The sequence below is a fragment of the Flagellimonas okinawensis genome, assembly GCF_029194005.1.
GTDB classification, from domain to species: domain Bacteria; phylum Bacteroidota; class Bacteroidia; order Flavobacteriales; family Flavobacteriaceae; genus Flagellimonas; species Flagellimonas okinawensis.
Genome location: NZ_JARFVA010000009.1, coordinates 1 through 21811, shown reverse-complemented (window position 1 = coordinate 21811; position 21811 = coordinate 1). Strand labels below are relative to the sequence as shown.

At 48.8% G+C, this 21811-nt stretch carries 15 protein-coding genes; 12 read left to right on the top strand and 3 right to left on the bottom strand.

What is annotated here, in order from left to right:
* Positions 1-34 precede the first annotated feature (34 nt).
* The 3 genes from PY091_RS17595 to PY091_RS17585 all read left to right on the top strand — a co-directional run bounded on the left by PY091_RS17595 (position 35) and on the right by PY091_RS17585 (position 5048).
* Positions 35-1270 carry a YdcF family protein gene (locus PY091_RS17595; protein ID WP_275650802.1) on the top strand — a complete coding sequence of 412 codons (1236 nt, stop codon included), beginning with the start codon at positions 35-37 and terminating at the stop codon, positions 1268-1270.
* A gap of 5 nt (positions 1271-1275) precedes the next feature.
* Positions 1276-3363, top strand: coding sequence for a glycoside hydrolase domain-containing protein (locus PY091_RS17590; protein WP_275650801.1), 2088 nt, complete (start codon positions 1276-1278; stop codon positions 3361-3363).
* A gap of 128 nt (positions 3364-3491) precedes the next feature.
* Positions 3492-5048, top strand: a complete 1557-nt coding sequence (locus PY091_RS17585) for a purple acid phosphatase family protein (RefSeq protein ID WP_275650800.1) — start codon at positions 3492-3494, stop codon at positions 5046-5048.
* Between the two features lie 124 nt (positions 5049-5172).
* On the opposite strand, the gene PY091_RS17580 is transcribed toward PY091_RS17585, so the two are convergent.
* The gene (locus tag PY091_RS17580) at positions 5173-5769 is read right to left on the bottom strand and encodes a hypothetical protein (protein WP_275650799.1); all 597 of its coding nucleotides are present in this window, start codon (positions 5767-5769) and stop codon (positions 5173-5175) included.
* A 292-nt stretch (positions 5770-6061) separates the two neighbouring features.
* Complete coding sequence (locus tag PY091_RS17575; protein ID WP_275650798.1) at positions 6062-6313, bottom strand: hypothetical protein; 252 nt, start codon at positions 6311-6313, stop codon at positions 6062-6064.
* 341 nt (positions 6314-6654) lie between these two features.
* Between PY091_RS17575 and PY091_RS17570 the strand changes: the two genes are divergently transcribed.
* From PY091_RS17570 to PY091_RS17530, 9 genes are all read left to right on the top strand, one after another.
* The gene (locus PY091_RS17570; RefSeq protein ID WP_275650797.1) at positions 6655-7209 is read left to right on the top strand and encodes an RNA polymerase sigma factor; all 555 of its coding nucleotides are present in this window, start codon (positions 6655-6657) and stop codon (positions 7207-7209) included.
* Between the two features lie 159 nt (positions 7210-7368).
* A complete protein-coding gene (locus PY091_RS17565; protein WP_275650796.1) occupies positions 7369-8547 on the top strand; it encodes a FecR family protein in 1179 nt (392 codons plus the stop codon).
* A gap of 63 nt (positions 8548-8610) precedes the next feature.
* The gene (locus PY091_RS17560; RefSeq protein WP_275650795.1) at positions 8611-12138 is read left to right on the top strand and encodes a TonB-dependent receptor; all 3528 of its coding nucleotides are present in this window, start codon (positions 8611-8613) and stop codon (positions 12136-12138) included.
* Between the two features lie 18 nt (positions 12139-12156).
* Positions 12157-13536, top strand: a complete 1380-nt coding sequence (locus tag PY091_RS17555; RefSeq protein WP_275650794.1) for a RagB/SusD family nutrient uptake outer membrane protein — start codon at positions 12157-12159, stop codon at positions 13534-13536.
* Between the two features lie 205 nt (positions 13537-13741).
* Entirely contained in the window at positions 13742-14629 is an 888-nt protein-coding gene (locus PY091_RS17550) for a PIG-L deacetylase family protein (RefSeq protein ID WP_275650793.1), read from the top strand.
* Between the two features lie 55 nt (positions 14630-14684).
* Complete coding sequence (locus PY091_RS17545; protein WP_275650792.1) at positions 14685-15938, top strand: MFS transporter; 1254 nt, start codon at positions 14685-14687, stop codon at positions 15936-15938.
* The gene (locus PY091_RS17540; protein WP_275650791.1) at positions 15938-16783 is read left to right on the top strand and encodes an ROK family protein; all 846 of its coding nucleotides are present in this window, start codon (positions 15938-15940) and stop codon (positions 16781-16783) included. Before PY091_RS17545 ends, PY091_RS17540 begins: the two co-directional genes overlap by 1 nt.
* 22 nt (positions 16784-16805) lie before the next feature.
* Positions 16806-19460, top strand: a complete 2655-nt coding sequence (locus PY091_RS17535) for an exo-rhamnogalacturonan lyase family protein (RefSeq protein ID WP_275650790.1) — start codon at positions 16806-16808, stop codon at positions 19458-19460.
* Positions 19461-19540: 80 nt separating this feature from the next.
* The gene (locus tag PY091_RS17530; RefSeq protein WP_275650789.1) at positions 19541-20977 is read left to right on the top strand and encodes an SLC13 family permease; all 1437 of its coding nucleotides are present in this window, start codon (positions 19541-19543) and stop codon (positions 20975-20977) included.
* Between the two features lie 56 nt (positions 20978-21033).
* On the opposite strand, the gene PY091_RS17525 is transcribed toward PY091_RS17530, so the two are convergent.
* Positions 21034-21687, bottom strand: coding sequence for a gluconate 2-dehydrogenase subunit 3 family protein (locus tag PY091_RS17525; RefSeq protein ID WP_275649902.1), 654 nt, complete (start codon positions 21685-21687; stop codon positions 21034-21036).
* Positions 21688-21811: the final 124 nt, after the last annotated feature.

Here is a 21811-nt window from a genome sequence, read left to right as displayed (position 1 = left end):
TTTGTGAAAGCCGCCCTTTTTTAAATCCAGTTACATGAAAAAACTACTATTCTTTTCATTGATCTTGGGTGGTGTCCTTATGTCGACCGCCCAGACCAAGAAGCTATCACATCCCAATGGGACCCAAGAACGGTTACAGGAAAAAATTTTCTATCTGTTTACGGCGATCGAAAATGATGCGAAGGTCATGGAACTGCTAAAAGCGGATGCTCCATTGAGGGCATACTGGGATAAAATGACCCGGCCGTCGGCTTCCTTGCCCAAAGATGGAAAGGAAATCATCGCACCGTTTTTATGGTCCCAGAGCGATATCAAGACCGTTGGCAAACGATTGGTGGAACTGTCCAGGGACAATGCCGAGTTTAATGACCTTCTCAAATCACTCAGGGCCTCAAGGCGATACGCCAATTTTGAAACGGCCCCCGATGACCAATACCTTTACAAAATCTGGGAACAGTGCGCCAAGGGCCTGGATACGGTACTGGAGGTATATGGAGCGGGCAAGACGCCATTTTATGGACGTATCGATTCGGTTTCCTTCGATGTAAGATCGAAACGATATATCTATGCCGTCAATACCTTGCGGTCACAGGCCCAAGAAGCCGCGAAGGAGGGGCAGCTCTTTTTTCGACCAAGTCTAGAGTTTGCCTTGAACCTTTTGTACGCCAACCATAGGGACGAGGCGGTGCGCTATGATCCCCTGGACAAAAAAGAGAATGCCAAGGCCATAGCGGCGATAGGGACCACGGATTTTTCCGCCTATCCCTATGCCTCCATTGTGGTTTTGGGGGGTGGCCCGGAAAATTACCGGGACAGACTCTCCATTGCAGGGAAGATAAACCTACAATTGGCCATGAAGGAGTACCGGGCCAAAAAGGCACCTTTTATCATTGTCTCCGGAGGTCATGTGCATCCCTATATGACACCTTATTGCGAAGCGTTGGAAATGAAGAACGAGCTGATCGAGGAGTATGGTGTTCCCGAAGCGCATATCATCATAGAGCCCTATGCCAGGCACACCACCACCAATATGCGAAATGCTACCCGATTGATGGTGGACTATGGCATACCATTGGAACAAAAAAGCCTGGTGGTCACCAATCCCTCACATAGTGAGTATACGGGAAGTGGGACCTTTACCGAGCGTTGCCGGGAGGAACTGGGCTATCAGCCCGTGAACATCCATGCCAGACTGTCACCAACGACACTGGAGTTTACGGGGAACATGGTTTCGTTCCACCAAAATCCAAACCAACCTTTAGACCCTTGATCTGCATGAAGGAACATATCGGGATTTTGCTTGTGGTATTGCTGTTTATGGGGTGTCGGGAAGATCAAGTCAACCAGGACCTCCCCTTGGCCAAGTCTGCCAGCGGGCAGGTGAACGTTTTTTTGGGGACCTCGGGCGACCATGGACAAATGTCCCCTTCGGCCTCCTCCCCATTCAATATGATCTCCATTGGACCCGTGACCCGTCCCGGGACGCATACGGGATATGATCATTATGCCAAAGAGTTTTTGGGTTTTGTCCATACCCATATCGAAGGTGTCGGTTGCAGGGGCGGAGGAGGGAATATTCTGGTGAGGCCCATGGGATCGGGTGGACCTGAAGAAAAATTATGGAAGGCCAGGGAGTCCGCCCAACCGGGGTATTACCAGGTAGCCTTTGTAAATGGCATCAGGGCGGAAATGGCGGTGGGCCATAATTATGGAGTGCACCAATATCAGTTTCCCGGATCGGAAAAATACCTAACCGTCGATGTGGCTCATGCGTTCTTGAACCGCTTCGTCGATGCACGTCACCGATTGGCAGGAAATGCCGTCCGAGGATGGGTGGATACAAGAACGGTCTGTGACCGTGGTATGTACAGGCTATACTTTTATATGGAGTTCGATCATGCAACTTCCGTAACAAAGACCGAAGGGAACACCTATTTGATCAAGGGCTCGGAGCATCCGACCATGGGGCTGCGAATCGGTTTTTCCTCCGTAAGTGAGGAGTTTGCCAAAGCAAGGCTTACGGATGGGGGCAGTTTGGAAAGGACCATGGAAAAAACCACCGCTGCATGGGACACTCTTTTGGACCAGGTAAAAGTGAACGGGGAAGAGGATAGGACGGCCCTTTTTTATTCCCTGTTGTACCGAAGCCTACAATCGCCCTATGTCGTTTCGGAGCCCGACGGTAGTTACAGGGCCATTGATGGAAGCCTTCAAAGATCAAAGGGCCCCATCTATCACGGATGGGCCATTTGGGACAATTATAGGGAGCAAATGCCCTTGCTGTCGCTACTTTTTCCCAAAAAATATGGTGATATGGCACGATCCATTGCCAACCTTTATCCCTATGGCAAAAATGATTGGTCGACCATGCACGCACCTTCCAACTCTGTGCGGACCGAACATGCCCAAGTGGTACTTCTCGATGCCTTGGAGAAGGGACATCACCTACCTTTGGAGGATATCAGGGACTCCTTGGTCCAAGAGATGGACAGCTTGGATTTTGGCTCTCCCGACAAAGCCCTGGAATCCTCCTATGACCTTTGGGCCGGTTCCAAATTGATGAGGTCCATCGGGGATACCCTTTTGGCCGATACGTACCTGAAAAGGGCATTGGGGTACAGGACCTATTGGGAAAGGGACTTTGCCGACATGGATTGGCCCGATGTGGACCGTATGGGGGCCAGGGGGCTCTATCAAGGGACACTTTGGCAATACCGTTGGTTTGTCCCCTTCGATATAGAGGGGCTGCAAGATATAGCTGGCGGCGAACAGGTTTTCCGGGAACAATTGGATCGGTTTTTTGAAGGGAACAACTACAACCACGCCAATCAGCCCGACCTTCAGGTCCCTGGACTTTACAATACCACCAAAGAGCCGTGGAAGACACAAAAATTGTACCGTGCGCTCATGCTTGATACCGTGGTCCAAACATATTTCAATAACAATAGCAAAGGTATAGACCCCTATATTGGACGTATCTACAACAATCGGCCGAGAGCGTATTTGAAAACCATGGATGATGATATGGGGACCATGTCATCCTGGTTCGTACTCAGGTCCATGGGCCTTTCGGCGGTCAATGTCGGTGAACCGCGCTATTATCTGACCGCTCCCATTTTTAAGGAAGTGGAACTGCACGGGTCCTCAAAAAAATCGTTGAAGATCAAGGTGTCCAACTACCATAAAGACCATTATTATATCAGATCGGTGCGGTTCAATGGAAAACCGTTGCTCAGGAACTGGTTGACCCATAGCGAGTTGATCCATGGAGGTGAACTGATCATGGAGACCGATAGTGTACCCAACTTAGCGTGGGGAACTCAAAACCAATATCTGGCACATCCCGACATGAAAAAAGATTGACCATTACTTAACTTTAAGAAAATGGTCGGTTCAATTGAGTTTGTTTATTTGTTTAATTATCGGAGGTGCAGCCCGTTCAGGGCTGCATCTTGTTTACAAGGACATATTTTGTCACTAACCCATACATTATGAAAACACCCTGTAAAATACTCGTTTTGATCAGCGTTTTGTCATCTTTGGGCAGGGCCCATGGACAACAATTGCCCCGGACATATACGGCGCCGGAATTCGATAAGGAGTGGCGCATGCCCACGAACCACCCTGATAGAATTGTCCTTTCCTATGGCGAGGACCCTGCCACGACCGCCAGTGTCACCTGGCGGACCTCATCCCAGATCGATACCGCCTACGCGGAAATTGCCGTTGCGACGGCAGCTCCCAAATTTTGGCGAAATGCAAGAACGATCAAGGCGGTCACTACAACATTCGATGCGTTGGAGATCAATGAAGCTGAAGTACTGGCCAACTACCACTCGGTGTGGTTTACCGGTTTGCACAGTGATACCACCTATGCGTACCGTGTAGGGGATGGAAAACGATGGAGCGAGTGGATCCAATTTAAAACGGCACCCAGGGAGGGTAGGGAGAAGTTCTCGTTCTTATACGTGGGGGATACCCAAAACTTTATCCTGGAATTATGGTCACGTCTGATCAGGGAGGGGTATAAAAAGGCCCCGGATGCCAAATTCATCGTTCATGCCGGGGATCTGGTGAACAGTGCCCACAACGAGCAGCAATGGCAAGAATGGTTCGAAGCCGGGGGGCATATCCATGGATCCATGGGAGCTTTCCCCATACCGGGCAACCATGAATATAGAAGTTTGGGACCTGAAGCTTCCGAAAGGAGCTTGTCCGTACAGTGGCCACATCAATTTACCTTGCCTGCAAACGGTCCGGAAGGCTTAAAGGAAACCGCCTATTATATGGACTATCAAAATATGCGGATCATTGGGTTGAACAGTAATGTCGATCATAAGGAGCAAGCTGTTTGGCTAGCGAAGGTCCTTGCTGAGACGGATCGGGACTGGGTCGTCGTAACCTTTCACCATCCACTGTTCTCCGCTTCCGATGGCAGGGACAATAAGGAGTGGCGGGAGTTGATGAAGCCCATTTTTGACAAATATGAAGTTGATCTTGTACTCCAGGGCCATGACCATAGTTATGCACGTGGAAGGGTATCCCCGAACGAGAACGTATTGGACGGCATCAATATGAGGGACCGAACGGGGACTGTATACGTCGTATCGGTAAGTGGCGGGAAAATGTACGGTCTACGGAAGAATGCCTGGGAGGGCTATGACGCCCAAAGGGATAGAGCGGCTGAAAACACACAGTTGTTCCAAGTGATTACCATCGAGGACAATAAACTATCGTTTGAATCCTATACGGCAATAGGGGAGCTGTACGATGCATTCGACCTGATCAAAAAAGAGGGCCTGCCCAACGAATTTGTGGAGCGGGATAACGAGGCCATCACGGAACGCAGGTTTACCAATACCATTGCTTATCAAGATCCATTACCGGTAGGAGTGGAGGAATACCTTAAAACTCAATACCCGGGATTCGAAGTGGACAGGGTAAGTTTTGTTAACGACACCGATTTTACAGGATATAAGGTCCGGTTGGATAAGGGAGGTGAACGAAAGGAGCTCACTTTGGACGTGAACGGTAATATTCTGGATTGATTTCAGCAGTTCCGGCCCTGTCTGTCCAAGTGAAATACTTCTGATCCTTTAATGGGAGTACAGCAATGCCAAATGATGTTTTCATTGGCACTTACTTTCGGGCCTTAGGGGTATTTAATGCGGCCTATGGTTTTGTGCTGTTGCATTCCACAACGATCTCCTCCATACTGTCCATCACCTTGTTTTCGATCTTTTCGACCACAAGTGGAAAACGGTGGAGAAACTTTTTGATTTTTCTTCGACTTGACATGGTGGCGTTGATGACCTGCCCTGTGGAAAGTTTTAAATACTTATGTTGTCTGACAGTGGGCATTTTTTTCCCCAAAGCCTCGTTCAATAGGCGCTGGTTCAAGGGTTCTTTGTATTCCACGACGTATAATTCGATATTGGGCCCATGGATAAGTTTTTTAGCCAAGACATATACCCCATGGGCCAGTATCAGGGTCTCATATTCTTCATTGCCCCTTTTGTACATTCTGATGTCTTCGATCGGAATTTTGTTTTCAGTTCCTTCCTCCGTCAAATAATAAAGTTTTCTAAAGCTTTGAAACCTATCCAATACCCTTATCCTCCCATAAATGGAATCTCCGGCCCTGGTCACTATCTGTCCCTTCAAATACTCCTGTCCCTGACAAAACCCGACAAGGGAAAGGAATAGAACGATCGTATGGTACAAGCGGTTTTTGATTTTCATTTCCTTGGTAACTCCTTGATCCTCCATTCGTAATAGGTTATGATATTTTTATTCTCTATAAACTTACCTTCCACGCATTGTTCGGTAGCACTGGCTTTGGGGCCAATCGACAAAAAAAAGCGATTCGCTTCGATTTTGACATTCCGATAATAAACCCTTCCGATGGATTTACCTTCTTATGCCTGTGGATCGGCCCTGGTTTTGAAGCACCGTGGGCCAACGTCCAGTTGTACATATCGTTGTTCCATTACATGTACCTCATCAACTTCATCACGGAATGTGCAGGACATCAATCCATGTGGCGATTAAATTTATACAATTAAGATCGTTCGGGATAAATTTCATAAAAGAATACGGTTGGGGTCGACCCAGGGCACCATTTTTGAACTGTTATGGGGCCGTGAAGGTATTCCTTTGATATGGGGCAGAAAACGGAGTGGACCATGTCGTACGATTTGGCAACGGACCAGGCTTTCGTTCCAAGTGGCCCCTTTACAGGTATGTTCCACCGGCCATAGAGCAACTCTTTTTCAATAGCTATTTCAATGGTGCCCATACGATGGGTCTCCACTTTTTCACATTTCTGCTGTTGATTGGTTTTAACGTTTTGTTGAGAAAAAAATCAAAAAAAGGGAAGGTTTAAAGATTTTTTTATAATTTGTTAACGTTTTTTGGAAATATTTCTATTGGTTTTCACCGATACAGGAATTAAAATTTCTTTCCCCCCGAGAAATGGTCGATTGGCCACGGTGGATCGATTTTTTGACATAAGGCACTTTTTTCGTTTATGACAGGCCCCGTTCAATGGTTTGAACGGTGTTAAGTTGAGAACAAAAGTATACGGTACATAACAACATGGACAAACTCGGTTTGGCAGGATGTATGGGCCCGTACTAAAAGAAAGGCGAAAAAATGGATCAAAATAGCTTTGATAACGAACCTTACCTTATTGAACAGTTAAGAAAGGGCGGCCAAGATGCTTTTGCCCATCTCTTCCAATTGTACCACAGGGAGCTATGTAATTATATGACGGCAATTTCCGGAGATCCAAAGATCTCGGAGGATATTGCCCAGCAGACCTTCATCAAGATTTGGGACAATAGGACCAAACTCCAGGTCGAGGACAGTAAATTGAAAAGGTATGTGTTCAAGATCGCCTATAACCTGTTCATCGACACGCAACGAAAACGAAAAAAAGAATCCCAACTACTCGATAATTTAAAGCAGCAAGCTTACCTGGAAATGGTCGAGGCCGATAGTTCACTGTTCGAGGAGCGCCTTAAAAAAGTGGAGAGGGAAATCGACAATCTGCCAGAGCAATGCAAAAAGGTCTTTATCATGAGCAAACGCGAAGGGCTCAAATATCGGGAGATCTCCGAACAGCTCCATATTTCCATCAAGACCGTCGAAGTGCACATGGCCCGTGCCATGAAGCGGCTCCGCGCACAACTCACCAGTTTTCTCTGAACCCTGTTTTTACCGTTGACTTCATATTTTTCTGGTACCCCCAATCAACTTCAGGGGTGTAAAACAACGGAATCCATAATTTAAATGTTAAAAAAATAAATTTCTGTAAGGGTTTTTTGAAAATCCCGCGTCCCTTAATAAAGTGACAAACAGAATCAGATGACCAAACTTGATATAAGAAGGATAATAACAAGGTATATCAACCAAGAGGCTTCCCAGGAAGAATTGGCCATTTTGTACGAATGGGTGAAAAAAGGGAACAATAAGGAGGTCTTCAAAAAATTGGTACAGGCGGACTACCTGGTCAATTATGAGGACAGATCTTGGCAGAGCGAGGCCGCTTTTGAGAATTTTCTACATACCATAAAGGAAAGGGAGGATAAAAAGGTCAGGAGCCTGAACACCCGTCCCTACCTGTGGAAGTATGCAGCGATCATTACCATTATGGTCGGGTCGTCTTTGTTCTTTCTGCTCAATCAACAACCTCCGGTGGATATCCCAATGGAGATAGACCCGAACCTGATCACCCTGCAATTGGACAATGGGGAGGTGCTGACCCTAGATCCCGATTCCGATGCCACCCTCCAAAGTAAAAAAGGGGGTACGGTGGTCTCACTTGTCAAAGGGATGTTGACCCAGAGAGAGGAAACGGAAGTGAAAGGAAGGGCCAAGCACAATACCATAAAGGTTCCCTACGGAAAGAAAATCTCGGTCACGCTCCAGGACGGTTCCACCGTCCTTCTGAACTCCGGTTCCAGTATGACCTATCCTTCAAGCTTCGAGGCCATGGACAACCGTGAGGTGACCCTAGTGGGGGAAGCCTTTTTCGAGGTGGCCAAGAATCCGGATAAACCCTTTTTTGTTAGGACGGACAAAATGTACACCCGTGTATTCGGTACGGTCTTCAACGTATCGGCCTATGGGGAGGACCTGTCCACAGCGGTGGTACTGGTCGAGGGCTCCGTAGGGGTGGGAAGCTCCTTGGATGCCGGTTCCGATGGGCTTCAAATGCTGCTTCCTTCACAAAAAGCCTCCAATACCTACGGGGAAGGCGGGGCCTTTACCGTTGAAGATGTCGATGTGTCCCCGTATATATCGTGGACCAAAGGTGTGCTGGCCTTCGAGAACGAGCCCATGGGCGAAATAATCAAACGTTTGCAGCGCCAATACAATATAAGGATAGAGAACAGGTACGGGGAACTCGACCAAAGACGTTTTACCGGAATGTTCGATGAGGAAGATATCGATAGGGTGCTGAGGACCATTCAGGCCCATACCCATTTCAGTTACGAAAAACAGGATAACCAGATAATAATTAATAAACCTAATAAACAATAGTGCCTATGACGTGAAAACCAATAGTCCAAAAAACAAGTACTAACTAACTACACTAATTCAATTATGAAAAAAACCAAAACCAAAACCATAGGTGCATTGGTGCCCAAACTTGGCAAGAAGATGATGTACGGCTTTTTCCTGCTGTTCATGTTCGGTCAGGTAAGTGCGGCCTCCTGTGCCCAGTACGACAAGGTCGCCAACAGTTTTAACAATACCAGATTGGGAGATGTCTTCGAGACCATCACCGAGACCACCGGCTATAAATTCTTTTATGAGGCCTCTGAGGTCAATATAGACCGCAGGGTATCCGTGAACGGTGAAAACCTCTGCGTGGAAGATTTTTTCAAGGAAGTCTTCAAGGACACGGATCTTACCTTCGAGATCATCGCAAGACAGATTGTGATCAAAAAAAGAAACAAGACCCTTCCGAGCTTGATGCCACAAAAGAAGATCGATACGGAAAACCCACAGAGCACTCTGACCGGGGTCGTATTGGACGAAGCGGGCATTCCTTTGGCCGGTGCAACGGTCATCGCCAGAGGGACTAGCGTAGGGGCAACGACCGATTTTGACGGGAACTTCGAGATTACAATGCCTTCCGGGGTAACCGTTATCCAAGTGTCGTATATCGGATATAAGCCCAAAGAGGTGAACGTGTCCGGTCTTACCACCGTTACCGTCAATATGGAGCAGGATGCTGCAGCATTGGACGAGGTGGTGGTCGTGGGATATGGTACCTTGGCCAAAAAGAAAGTGACCGGTTCCGTAGTCTCCGTATCGACCGAGACCATTACCGAGGTTCCGGCCCTTACTCCCGAAGCTGCCCTTATCGGACAGGTTTCCGGGGTACAGGTACAGGAAGTATCCGGTGAGCCCGGTGCTGCACCCAATATTAGGGTGAGGGGCTCAGGGTCTATTTCCGCGGGAAACGATCCCCTGTTCGTTGTGGACGGGATCCCGATCTCACGTAACCTTACCTCCTCAAGCCAATTGGGAGGAGTGGCCAATAGACGTGCCACCTTTCAGCCGCCGACCATCAACCCGTTGGCCACGCTGAACCCCAATGACATCGAATCCATACAGGTTTTGAAAGATGCCAGTGCCGCGGCCATTTATGGGTCCCGTGGAGGAAACGGTGTGCTGTTGATCACGACCAAAAAGGGGTCTAATGGGGATGAAGGGGTCTTTTCCTTTGATTCCTATGTGAGCATGCAGTCCGTGGCCAATAAACTGGACCTGATGAACGCCGAGGAATTGATCGACTTTACCAGGGATGCCAGGAACAACAACTACCTGCAATCGGTGGACGGGGCTTCCATTGACGATCCCATCGGACCGGGCGAAAGGGGCAATGGCAACTATGAAATGCCAGAATCCTTTGTGAACTGGGACGGTACCGATACCGATTGGCAAGACCTTCTCTTCAAAACGGGCATAGTACAGAGCTATAACTTCTCCTATGCATCACCGATAAGGAACAATACCAGTTTTTATGCCTCAACGGGCTACTTTTCCCAGACAGGTATCATAGAAAAGGCAAAATTTGAAAGATACTCCGTATTGCTCAATCTAAACTCCCAATTGTCCGAAAAGCTCAATTTGGATTTGAGATTGGCCCCTACGGTTACCGAGAACCAAAGGGTCCCGGCTTCATCACCTTACTTTGCGACACCTCCCGGAATCGTATACTCCGGAATCGTACACTCGCCAACGGTGAGCCCGTACAATCCTGACGGGACCATTAACCAGTTGAACAACCAATCCTACTTGGGCAGTGGTACCACCACGGCAAGTAACCCTTTGGCCATCATCGAGGCAGTGGACGATCAGATATTTCAGTTCCAGACCAGGGGAACCCTTGGGTTGACCTATGATATACTTCCCGAACTGAGCTTCAAGACCTTTGGGGGTGTTTATATCAATTTGTTCAACCAGGATTTTTATAGGGCCAACACCTTATTGTACAGAAACTCGGCGGATGGAAATCCCTATGGACAGGCTTCTTCTTCCACGGAGACCAATTGGCTATGGGAGAACACCCTGAACTATACCAAGGAATTTGGCGATCATTATATCGATGCGGTATTGGGCTACACGGCCCAAAAGGACAACCTTACCCTTAAGCAGGTATTGGCCAATAACTACCCGGACGACCTTGTTCCTACCGTGAGCGGTGGTCAGGTGTTCGGTGGTACTTCCGTAAAGGAACAATGGTCCCTGTTGTCCTCGTTATTTAGGGTCAACTATAGCTATAAGGACAAGTACCTTTTCACGGGAACCTTCCGTTCGGACAAATCCTCAAGATTTGGTAAGAACAACCAAACCGGTTACTTCCCTTCGTTTTCCGTGGGATGGCGTTTGAACGAGGAATCCTTTTTGTCTGATTCGGAAACCATTTCAGAGTTGAAACTTAGATTGAGCTGGGGACAGACCGGTAACTTCGAGATCCCGAACTATGGGGCCGTAGGACTGCTTTCGCCACAAAACTACAACTTGGGGGGCAACGAGATCAACGGTCTGGTACAAAGTACCATACCCAATCCAAACCTGACCTGGGAAAAATCAGAGCAGATCGACGCCGGTATCGAACTGGGCCTGTTCAATAATAGGGTCTTTCTTTTGGCCGATTACTATGATACCAAAACAAGGGACCTATTGCTCAACGTGGCCATTTCATCTGTATCCGGATTCGAGACCACTTTAAGAAACCTTGGGGAAGTGAAAAACTCAGGTTTTGAGATTGCCCTGAGCACCAAGAACTTTGTGGGGGATTTTACCTGGAACACCGATATCAATTTCGCGACCAATAAAAATGAGGTGCTTTCCCTGAACGAGGGCAACGAGCCCATCTACTCTTCGGGTAGTGCCGGTGTAAGGCACGTGACCCGTGTGGGGGATCCGATCGGTAGCTATTATGGTTACGTGGTCGATGGGATCTATCAGTCCCAGGACGAGATCGATAATGCACCTTTTGATACCCAAGCGCCAGATCCGGCACCAGGGGACTTCAGGTTCAAGGATATTGATGGGGACGGGGAGATCACCCCGGACGATAGGACCGTTACCGGTAGCTATTTTCCAGATTTCACCTGGGGTATCAACAACAGGTTGACCTTCAAGAATATCGATTTCAGCTTCTTGATCCAAGGTGTGGAAGGGAACGAGATCCTCAACCTTACCTCCAGACACATGAAGAACGGTGAAGCGAACTTCAATTCCTATGCCGTGTTCAATGATCGATGGAGATCTCCTTCCGATCCAGGAAATGGATCTATTCCAAGAGCGGACAGGGAATCCGGTAACCACGGGAACAACAACAGGCCCTCATCCTTTCAGGTGGAGGACGGTTCATACGTGCGTTTGAGAAATGTGACCTTGGGCTACACCCTGCCCACTGACAAGTTTTTTGGAAGCAAAATACAGAGACTTAGGTTCTATGTTACGGCCACCAACCTCTTTACCATTACCGATTATCTCGGTTATAACCCGGAGGTGAGCAGTATTACGACGAATAGTTTGACACCCGGGGAGGATTATGGGGCATTTCCCTTGACCAAATCCTTTACCATGGGATTAAACCTAAAGTTCTAACCTAAAAAACCGGAAAAAATGAAACGAATTATATATATAATGCTATGCACGGCCCTAGCTGTCGGGTGTAGTGAAGACTTTACCGATCTGGCTCCGATTTCCAACAGGAACGAAGCTGATTTTTACAATACCCCGGAAGATTTCGAAGTGGCCATCAACGCCAGTTATGCCGGACTTCAGAGTACCGGTGTCTATGGTCGAGGCTATTGGACCATGTTCGAGATGCGAAGCGACAATACGGATCAAGGACCCGATGCAACGGGATTGGCCCGCCAGTATACCGAGATCAATTCCTTTACCGAGGATGCCCTCAATGAGCAGATCACTTCTGCTTGGAGCGAGTCCTATAGGGTAATTGCCAACTGCAATGTGATCTTGGACCGTATTCCTTCCATTGAGATGGATGCCACATTACAGAACCAGATCACCGGGGAGGCACTGTTCATCCGTTCCTTGGTCTATTATCATATGGCCATCGGTTTTGGGAACATTCCCCTACAGCTAACGCCCTATGTGAGCGGTGACGAACTGGTACAGGTGGACGAGACCACCGTATTGCAACAATTGGTGACCGACCTAACGGAGGCAGAGGCCAATTTGCCGGTTTCCTATTCGGGAAGCGAAGTGGGCAAAGCTACCAAAGGTGCCGCTGCCACCTTATTGGCCAAGGTATTATTGACCTTGGGCAACGATGGACAGGCCGAGACCGTATTGCGAAGGATCATTGCCGATTACGGTTATGAACTACTTCCCGATTATGCCGATCTATGGGGCGTTGCCAACGAGAACAATGCGGAATCCATTTTTGAGGTACAGTATATCAGTGGTGGAATCGGTCAGGGAAGCCTGTTTACCAATGATTTTTCACCGAGTACCGATCTTCAGACCGGTTCGGGCTTCGGTCGGAACCGTCCAACGGTCTCCATGCAGGAGGCCTATGAGGATGGCGACCTTAGATATGATGTGTCCATGGGTGCTTCCTATGTGAACTTGGAAGGTGAGGTCGTTGAGGCCCGCCATGTTAGAAAATACCAATCCGACCTGGCCGTTGAGAACGACTCCGATACGAACTTTGTGGTGTTCCGATACGCCGATGTGCTGTTGATGCTGGCCGAAGCTTTGGGAGAGACCCCTGAAAGCTATGACCTGATCAACGAAGTAAGGAACAGGGCCGGACTGCCCGATATCGATGCATCCACGCCAGGCTCGTTCGCAGATAAATTGCTGCAAGAGCGTAGAGTGGAACTGGCCTTCGAGAACCATAGATGGCCCGACTTGAAACGCTTTGGTGCCGTGGATATGATCTTGGATGCGGAGTCCTTTATCACCGGGACCAGGGAGTATTTCTTTATCCCGCAAAGGGAAATGGACATCAATCCGAATTTTGTACAGAACTAAACCGAGAGATTTAAAAGAAGAAGCAAGTTTTCATTCATTAAGTTAGTTTGATTGATCGGGTCCCCGAGCCATGGATTGCCTACTTATACCTATGTGCCGATCAAAAAGACAGATAGTCTGAAAATAATATGGTCAGTTTGCCCCCTTAGGGAGGGCCCGGGCCACAATTGAAAAATTTTAACCAAACATTTATACCTATATACACATGAGAAAATTGATAATGGCCCTTTGTCTGTGCTTTGCATTTACGACACTTCAGGCCCAACAAAAGAAAGTATTGAACATTTTGGCCATCGGGGCGCATCCCGATGACTGTGATTCCAAGTTCGGGGGCACGGCCGCCCTTTTTGCCAAAATGGGCCATAATGTAAAATTTTTGGCATTGACCAATGGCGATGCCGGTCACTATGCCATGGGAGGTGGTGTGTTGGCTAAAAAACGCCGACAAGAGGCCAAAGATGCGGCCAAAGCCTTGGGCATAGCCGAGTACGAGGTATTGGACAACCATGATGGTGAACTTTTCCCAACACTTAACGTAAGGTTGGAGGTAATCCGCCGTATCAGGGATTGGGATGCCGATATCGTGTTGGGACTAAGGCCCAATGATTACCATCCCGATCACAGGAACGCCGGTTCGGTCGTCCAGGATGCGGCCTATATGAACATTGTGCCCAATGTGGCACCGGATACACCACCACTGAAAAAGAACCCGGTTTTTCTTTATATGAGCGACCATTTCCAAAAGCCCTATCCCTTCCAAAAGGATATCGCGGTGATCATCGATGATGTGATCGATACCAAAGTAAAGGGACTGGCTGCCCATGATTCGCAAATGTTCGAATGGCTGCCATGGACCAACGGGGTGGATGTGTCCACGATTCCTACAGGAGAACAGGAAAGATTGGTTTGGCTCAAGGAAAAATGGATGAACAGGACAGCCGACGCCAGTACTTTGGAAGCCGTTAAAAAATGGTATCCCAAGGCCGACCTTTCCAAAGTAAAGCATGTTGAGTATTTCGAAATATGCGAGTACGGAAAGCAGCCGACCGAAGAAGAGATCAAAGCCATGTTCCCTATGTTGGGAGCCAATTAAAAATAAACAGCACTGACCACCCGGGAAGCATCCAATTGTAAATAACCGACCAACTATGCAAACCAAGCCCACGACCAAAAGATACATCCACCTGATAGCATTGGTCATGATCGTATTCTTTGTGATATCGTTCATTACCAATATCCTTAATTCCATCATTGTGGATGTAAAGGATAGTTTTGACCTTAGCCTTACTTTAACGGGCCTGTTGCCGTTCACGTTCTTTATCGCGTACGGTATCATGTCCATTCCGGCAGGATTTCTATCTGAAAAGTACAGTGAAAGGACACTGCTGTCCGTTTCTTTTTTGGTCATGGCGCTTGCTTCCCTGGGTTTTGCATTGCTGCCTCAGTACGGTGTTTTCAGTATAACCCTGTTTGTTCTGGGTTGCTGTATGGCCGTTCTGCAAGTGATCATCAACCCCATGTTAAGAGTGGCAGGGGGAGAGGAACATTTTGCGTTCAATTCGGTATTGGCCCAGTTGGTGTTCGGTGCCGCTTCGTTCCTTAGCCCATACCTGTACAAATACTTGGTGAGCCAGGACAATTCGGACGACGCCATTGCGGAGACCCTCAGGGGCTGGGTGCCCGAGGACCTGCCATGGGCCTCGCTTTATATCGTATTCGCGGTAATCGCCGTTTGGTTGCTGGTCTATGTATTTTTTACCCGTTACCCGAAGTTCGAAAAGACCGAGGAGGAACGGGCAGGGGACAGAAGCTCCTATTGGGATCTGTTGCGAAACAAATGGACCATCCTATATTTTTTGGGGATTTTTTGCTATGTGGGAACCGAACAGGGGGTCGGAAACTGGATATCACAGTTTTTGAGCCAGTACCACGGTCTGGATCCTAAGACCGTTGGGGCCGACACGGTCTCCTATTTTTGGGCCATGTTGACCGTAGGCTGCCTTTTGGGACTTTTGTTGCTCAAGATCATGGATAGCCGAAAACTGTTGATATGGGCCACATCCATTTCAGTGATATGCCTGATCCTTGCCTTGACGGGGTCTGCCCGGATGGCCTTGATAGGATTTCCGGCCGTAGGTTTCTTTATCTCCGTGATGTACTCCATCATATTTTCCCTTGCCCTCAACTCCGTTAAGGAACACCATGGTTCCCTTTCCGGGATTCTTTGTACCGGGATCGCGGGTGGGGCGGTCATTCCCTTTATCGTTGGGGGACTTGGGGAATTGATGTCCCTAAGAGGCGGCATGTTCTTTCTCTTGGTACCCTTGGCCTTTATATTCAGTATCGGCTTTTGGGCCAAACCCCTGGTGAACAACAAGACCATAAGTTTAAAAAAAGACTAGTGGAACAGGAAAAGCGTACAGTTTTAGGGGTGGATATCGGAGGGACCAAAATAAAGGTTGGTCGTGTGTGGAGATCCCAAGTGGAACACACTGCAATGGCCCATGTGGATAGGGAAGCTTCCCAGCAAGCCGTACTTGACCTATTGTTCACCACTATGGAGTCGGTCATCGACCCATCCGTGGAAGCCATCGGCATCGGGGTTCCGGCTGTGGTGGATCTGGACAAGGGCACGGTCCATGATGTGCAGAATATCCCTTCTTGGAAGAAGGTGGCACTCAGGGAACTGACCCAACAACGGTTCGGGATCCCCGTATACCTGAACAACGATGCAAATTGTTTTGCCCTAGGGGAAAGGCATTTTGGAAAGGCCAAGCAGTATACCAATTGTGTGGCACTTTCTTTAGGTACGGGACTTGGAATGGGTATCCTGATCGAAGGAAAACTGTATAACGGGGTACTTTGTGGTGCCGGGGAGATCGGGATGTTGCCCTATAAAAATGGAATTCTCGAGCAATATGCAGGGAGCTTCTTTTTTGAGGATGAATACGGTACATCGGCCAAGGAGCTCTATAAAAGGGCCCTGGACAACGATCCTGTTGCCCACTCGGCCTTTAGGCAGTACGGTGTGCACCTGGGCGAAGCGATCAGGGCCATTTTGTACCTGTTCGCCCCGGAATCCATTGTATTGGGCGGCTCCATAAGCAATGCCTATCCCTTCTTCAAGGAACCGGTACAGGAGGCGTTGGACTCCTTTGCCTATCAAGACCAATTGGAAAATTTTAAAATCGAAACTTCGGACCTAGTGGATTCGCCCATTCTCGGCGCAGCGGCACTATGTCTGTAAAATGAATAACCTTTCTATACCTATGAGAATATTGATTACAGTACTGTTGGCATGTTTTCTCCTTGAATCCTGTACGGATCCGGAGACATTGGGAAAACAGCTAGAGATAACGGTCGAGAACAACAAAGAGGGTGCTCCCATCACCTTGGGGATCCCCTTTCCCAAAGGGGAACTGAATTCCGTGGACCATATGCGGCTATTGACCGCCGATGGCAAGGAAATCCCATGTCAGACCACGGAGGTCAGTAACTGGGGGCCAGCCGACGATAGTGTGAAATGGGCCTGGGTGTTCTTTTTTTCCGAGGAGACCACCGACTATGTTCTGGAATATGGGGATGGGGTCGTTCCCATGCAGCCCACGGAAAAGATCATTTCCACCAACAACATGAGGCCACAGGGAGGTATCGATGTCAATACGGGACCGATTTCATTCTCCATCCACAAAAAGGGCAACGGCTTTTTGGATGAGGTGTTCCTGGATAGCAACAAGGATGGAAAGTTCGATCCGGAAGAACTGATCGCCTCCTCCCCGGAAAAGCACAGGGGTTCCTTCCTGGATCTTTTGGACGATGCCGGTCTGGATGCCTCCAAGGCAGTGATCAACGAAGTCTTCAGGGAAAAAGGATCGGGCCCCATGCATACCATCTTCAGGGTAGAAGGGACCTATACCTATAGTAGAGCTGACAACAATCTCTCTCCCTTTACCATGTGGTTGCATGCCTATGCGGGCAAGAGCTACATCAAGGTGCTCCACACCATGACCTATACCGGAATTCCTGACAAACATACCCCTCAAGAGGGAGAGCACGCCAATATCGCCACGCAGAACGCCAAGATCCTTACCGAACAAACGGAAGATGATATGGGATGGACACAGCCCAATGATCAAATAGCGGCAAGTGGTCTACAGTTGAAATACCATTTGGACGATGATGTGAGCGTATCGATGCCCCTGTACAACGGTAGTTGGCAAAACGATGGGGCGGATACCCAATTGGAGGAAATAGCTGTTGGTGACCAAGGGCCCTTGCAATTACTGCAAAAGGGACCGGGCTATAGGAAAAGTACCAGTCTGAGAAGCCTGTACCTTAATAATTTCGATGATAATGAGAAGTCAGGTGATACTGGGGAAAGCTTGGATTTCGAGGCGACCGTCTCCCAAGGTGGAAAGGAATTGGCCAAAACCGAAAGGGCCAAAGGCTGGATGAACATAACCGATGGAAAAAGAGGCGTCGGGGTCGGGATCAAAAACTTCATGAAGGAATACCCCAAGGGAATCGAAGTAGATCCCTCTACGGGAATCCTTTTGGGAAGTGTTTGGCCCAAGGAGAACGGTCCGATGAGCTTTGCACGCCACAATACCGAGCCAGATGGCGGTATGCTGGACAATTTTGCACAAGGGATTACCAAGACCACCGAGTTCATCTATTATTTCCATGAAAATGAAGCGACCGATCAAGTCGGGCAAAAAATGGACTACGTGGTGGATGCCCCTGTGGCACATGCAACACCGGATTGGTACACCGCATCCAAGGTGTACGGTAACATGGCACCTGCCTCTGCCGAGCGTCCGGAGTTCGAGAACGCCCTACAATATCGTTACCAATGGTGGGCCTACAGCCAAAAGCACGAACCCTGGTACGGTATCTTCAACTATGGGGACGGCAAAAGCTATTTCTTCAATGGAAGATGGGTACAGTGGACCAATAATGAGCCGACCGTTGATTTTATGCTGTGGACCAATTTTATGAGGACCGGAGACCCCGAGTACTTTAAACTGGCCCAGGCCATGAGCAGGCATACCATGGATGTGGACAATATCCACTGGCCAAAGAAAAGAACATATTATGGTGAAGTGAACGACGCCATAGACTTTTGGAACTATGAAGATGAGCCGGAATCCACCCCTTATCTGGGAATAGGGCGCAGGCATGCAAATGAACACTGGTACGCATTGCTCAGTGCCCATGTATGGATCCAAGGTTGGATCGCCGATTACTACCTGGCTGCCGATCACAGGGCTCTCGAAGTGGCCAAGATGACAGGGGATACCTATATCAAGAGAATTTGGGGCGAACACGATCTAAGGGGCAGGAGACTGTACCTCTCGGTACTGAACTTGGTGGAGCTTTATGATGCGACCAAGCTGAACAAATACAGGAAAGAACTTGATGAGCGTGTGGATCTGATGTTGGAGTTGCAGGAGCGCCAAGGGGGCAACCTCTTGTTGGATAGATATGGGTACAGCCAGACCTATGTGGCCCAAGGATTGTACAAATACCAGCAGATCACAGGGAACGAAGAAGTTAGAAAGGCACTTTTGAAGCATGCCAGATGGGTCAGGGACGTGCCCCCATTGAACCATGAGATGGAATCCTATCTCGCAACGATCTATCCCTTGCTATTGGGATATGAGATCAGTGGGGAAAAGGTGTACCTGGACGAAGCATTGGCACGTGCCGAAAAGCTGAAAATAGGTGAGCTTCCCAAATCACCCGAGGATTACCCGAACGCTTCCGAATATAGCGAGGACCTATTGGAGATATCCAATCTGCCCATGAGCAAGGGTCGCTTTACCAATTGGCAGACCAACCAGGGACTCAGGGTATTTGGATGGACCCATGCCTATAATATACCTTATCTCCTGTATTGGATGGATAGGGAGAACATCGACTAAATCAGGCAATTTATACGTAAGGGATGGTATGGCCTTTGGCCTCCATCCCTTTTTATATGCACAAATCTAAACTACAACATATGTCATATAGGAAACTTGGCGCGATCTTGGGACCGGTTCTTTTTTTGTTGGTACATTTCCTGTTTCAAGGGGAAGGGCTTTCCAGTGAGGGCAGGGATGTACTTGCGGCAACGGTCTGGATCGGTACTTGGTGGGTGTTCGAGGTCCTTCCCATTGCGGTGACCGCATTGCTCCCCATGTTGTTGTTCCCATTGATGGGAACCGTTGCCTTAGGTGAGGTGACCGCCAGTTATGGACATAAATACGTGTTTCTTTACATGGGCGGTTTCATGTTGGCCATGGCCATAGAGCGATGGGGACTCCATAAGAGGATCGCCCTGCACATCATCAAGGCCATAGGAACAAATATGTATACCATAGTCCTGGGCTTTATGGCCGCCACCGCCTTTTTGTCCATGTGGATATCCAATACGGCCACTACCGTGATGGTATTGCCCATGGCCATTTCCATTGTCAAACAATTGAAGGACAATCCCGAAACCCCTGGGGACGAGAACAGGGTCTTTGGCAAATTGTTGATGCTGGCCATTGCGTATGCCGCATCCATAGGGGGAATAGCCACGCTCATCGGGACACCGCCCAACCTGGTCTTTGCCGGTTTTGTCCAAAAGACCTATGGCATTGATATCAGCTTTTGGCAATGGATGATGTTCGGACTGCCCGTCTCCTGCATTTTATTGATCTTGGCCTGGCTTTACCTGACGCGAATCGCCTATCCATTGGAGCAAAAACAATTTCCGGGGGGGAGACAGGAAATCGATAGGTTGTTGGCCGAGCTAGGGCCCATGTGCCGGGAAGAAAGCTTGGTCCTTTTCGTCTTTGTACTGACCGCTGTCTGCTGGATCACAAGATCGTTCCTGTTACAGCGATTCATACCCGAGATCGATGATACGATAATAGCCATTGGTTCGGCCGTACTCCTGTTCATGGTACCGGCAAATGGGAAGCGGTCCCTGCTCCAATGGAACGAGGCCGTGAAAATCCCTTGGGGCATCATTCTGTTGTTCGGTGGGGGAATGGCCATTGCCAAGGGCTTTCAGGATACTGGTTTGGCCGTATATCTGGGAGGGCAAATGGCATTTTTTGATACCTTTTCCCTTTTTGGTCTTCTGGTACTTGTCATCGCCTGCGTGAATTTTTTGACGGAGGTCACCTCGAACCTGGCCACCACCGCCATGATGCTGCCCGTATTGGCCCCTTTGGCCCTTAGCTTGGAAGTGGATCCTTTCCTTTTGATGGTGGCCTGTACCACTGCCGCATCCTGTGCCTTTATGCTCCCGGTGGCCACTCCGCCCAATGCCGTGGTATTCGGTTCCGGGTTTTTAAGGATTCCGGACATGGTCCGTACAGGGTTCCTGATGAACATCCTTTCCATTATATTAATGGCCATGGCCGTATACTTTTTATTGCCGTTGATCTGGGATCTATCACTATAGGAGCAAAAAAAGCCTCCCGTAGAGGAGGCTTTTTTTTGTTGATGTATGCTTTGGGCCTATAGGGACCATGCCTTTCCACCGGTGAGGGTCTGTAGGTCGCCACAGGCGACGTACTCCCCTGGTATGGGCAGATAGGCCAGTACCTCTTCGCCCACATATTCTGAGGACTTGTAGGCCCAAGTGGCCAGGTCCCTCAGGTCGTTGGCAAAGGAGAAGCGTGCGATATCGTCGTCAAGACTGGCCTCGCCTCCCTGCATAATGGCCTGCATATAGCTCATGATGGCCTCGGAATGTGCCTCTTCCTCCTCATCGGAACGTTTCCTCAGATAGGCCTGCAGCGCAGGTTCTATGTCCGCGGGCTCTATGTCCATCAAGCTTTCCTTTCCGGAATCGGCCAGGACCTTGTCGTAGAACTTGTTCATTTTCATGACCACGAACTCCCTTTGCTCCAAGGGCATGACCTCGTCGAGGTATGCATCGATGAAGGTGTGCACGTTCACTTCCGTAGCGGAAGGGGTATCTGTCTTGGGAAGGATCACATCGAGGGTCTGTGCCATGGCATAGCCCTGTTCCTTGTCGAGGAAGCTGGGGGTCCACTCGGCATAGGCCGGTTTGTCCTTGCAACTTTGCAAGAGGGATAGCAATGTCGGAGTGGCCACGGCATAACCGAAGGCCAATCCCATATTCTTGAGTGCTGATCTTCTTTCCATTATATATTTCCTTTTTTAAGTTCTTGGGCGGCATGGTTGGCGGCCCTTGCCGTAAAGGCCATATAGGTCAACGAAGGGTTCACACAACTGGCGGATGCCATAAAGGCCCCATCGGTCACGTAAA

Coding starts and splice junctions, on each gene's coding strand:
- PY091_RS17595 (WP_275650802.1), top strand. CDS start 35: ATGAAAAAACTACTATTCTTTTCATTGATCTTGGGTGGTGTCCTTATG.
- PY091_RS17590 (WP_275650801.1), top strand. CDS start 1,276: ATGAAGGAACATATCGGGATTTTGCTTGTGGTATTGCTGTTTATGGGG.
- PY091_RS17585 (WP_275650800.1), top strand. CDS start 3,492: ATGAAAACACCCTGTAAAATACTCGTTTTGATCAGCGTTTTGTCATCT.
- PY091_RS17580 (WP_275650799.1), bottom strand. CDS start 5,769: ATGGAGGATCAAGGAGTTACCAAGGAAATGAAAATCAAAAACCGCTTG.
- PY091_RS17570 (WP_275650797.1), top strand. CDS start 6,655: ATGGATCAAAATAGCTTTGATAACGAACCTTACCTTATTGAACAGTTA.
- PY091_RS17565 (WP_275650796.1), top strand. CDS start 7,369: ATGACCAAACTTGATATAAGAAGGATAATAACAAGGTATATCAACCAA.
- PY091_RS17560 (WP_275650795.1), top strand. CDS start 8,611: ATGAAAAAAACCAAAACCAAAACCATAGGTGCATTGGTGCCCAAACTT.
- PY091_RS17555 (WP_275650794.1), top strand. CDS start 12,157: ATGAAACGAATTATATATATAATGCTATGCACGGCCCTAGCTGTCGGG.
- PY091_RS17550 (WP_275650793.1), top strand. CDS start 13,742: ATGAGAAAATTGATAATGGCCCTTTGTCTGTGCTTTGCATTTACGACA.
- PY091_RS17545 (WP_275650792.1), top strand. CDS start 14,685: ATGCAAACCAAGCCCACGACCAAAAGATACATCCACCTGATAGCATTG.
- PY091_RS17535 (WP_275650790.1), top strand. CDS start 16,806: ATGAGAATATTGATTACAGTACTGTTGGCATGTTTTCTCCTTGAATCC.
- PY091_RS17530 (WP_275650789.1), top strand. CDS start 19,541: ATGTCATATAGGAAACTTGGCGCGATCTTGGGACCGGTTCTTTTTTTG.
- PY091_RS17525 (WP_275649902.1), bottom strand. CDS start 21,687: ATGGAAAGAAGATCAGCACTCAAGAATATGGGATTGGCCTTCGGTTAT.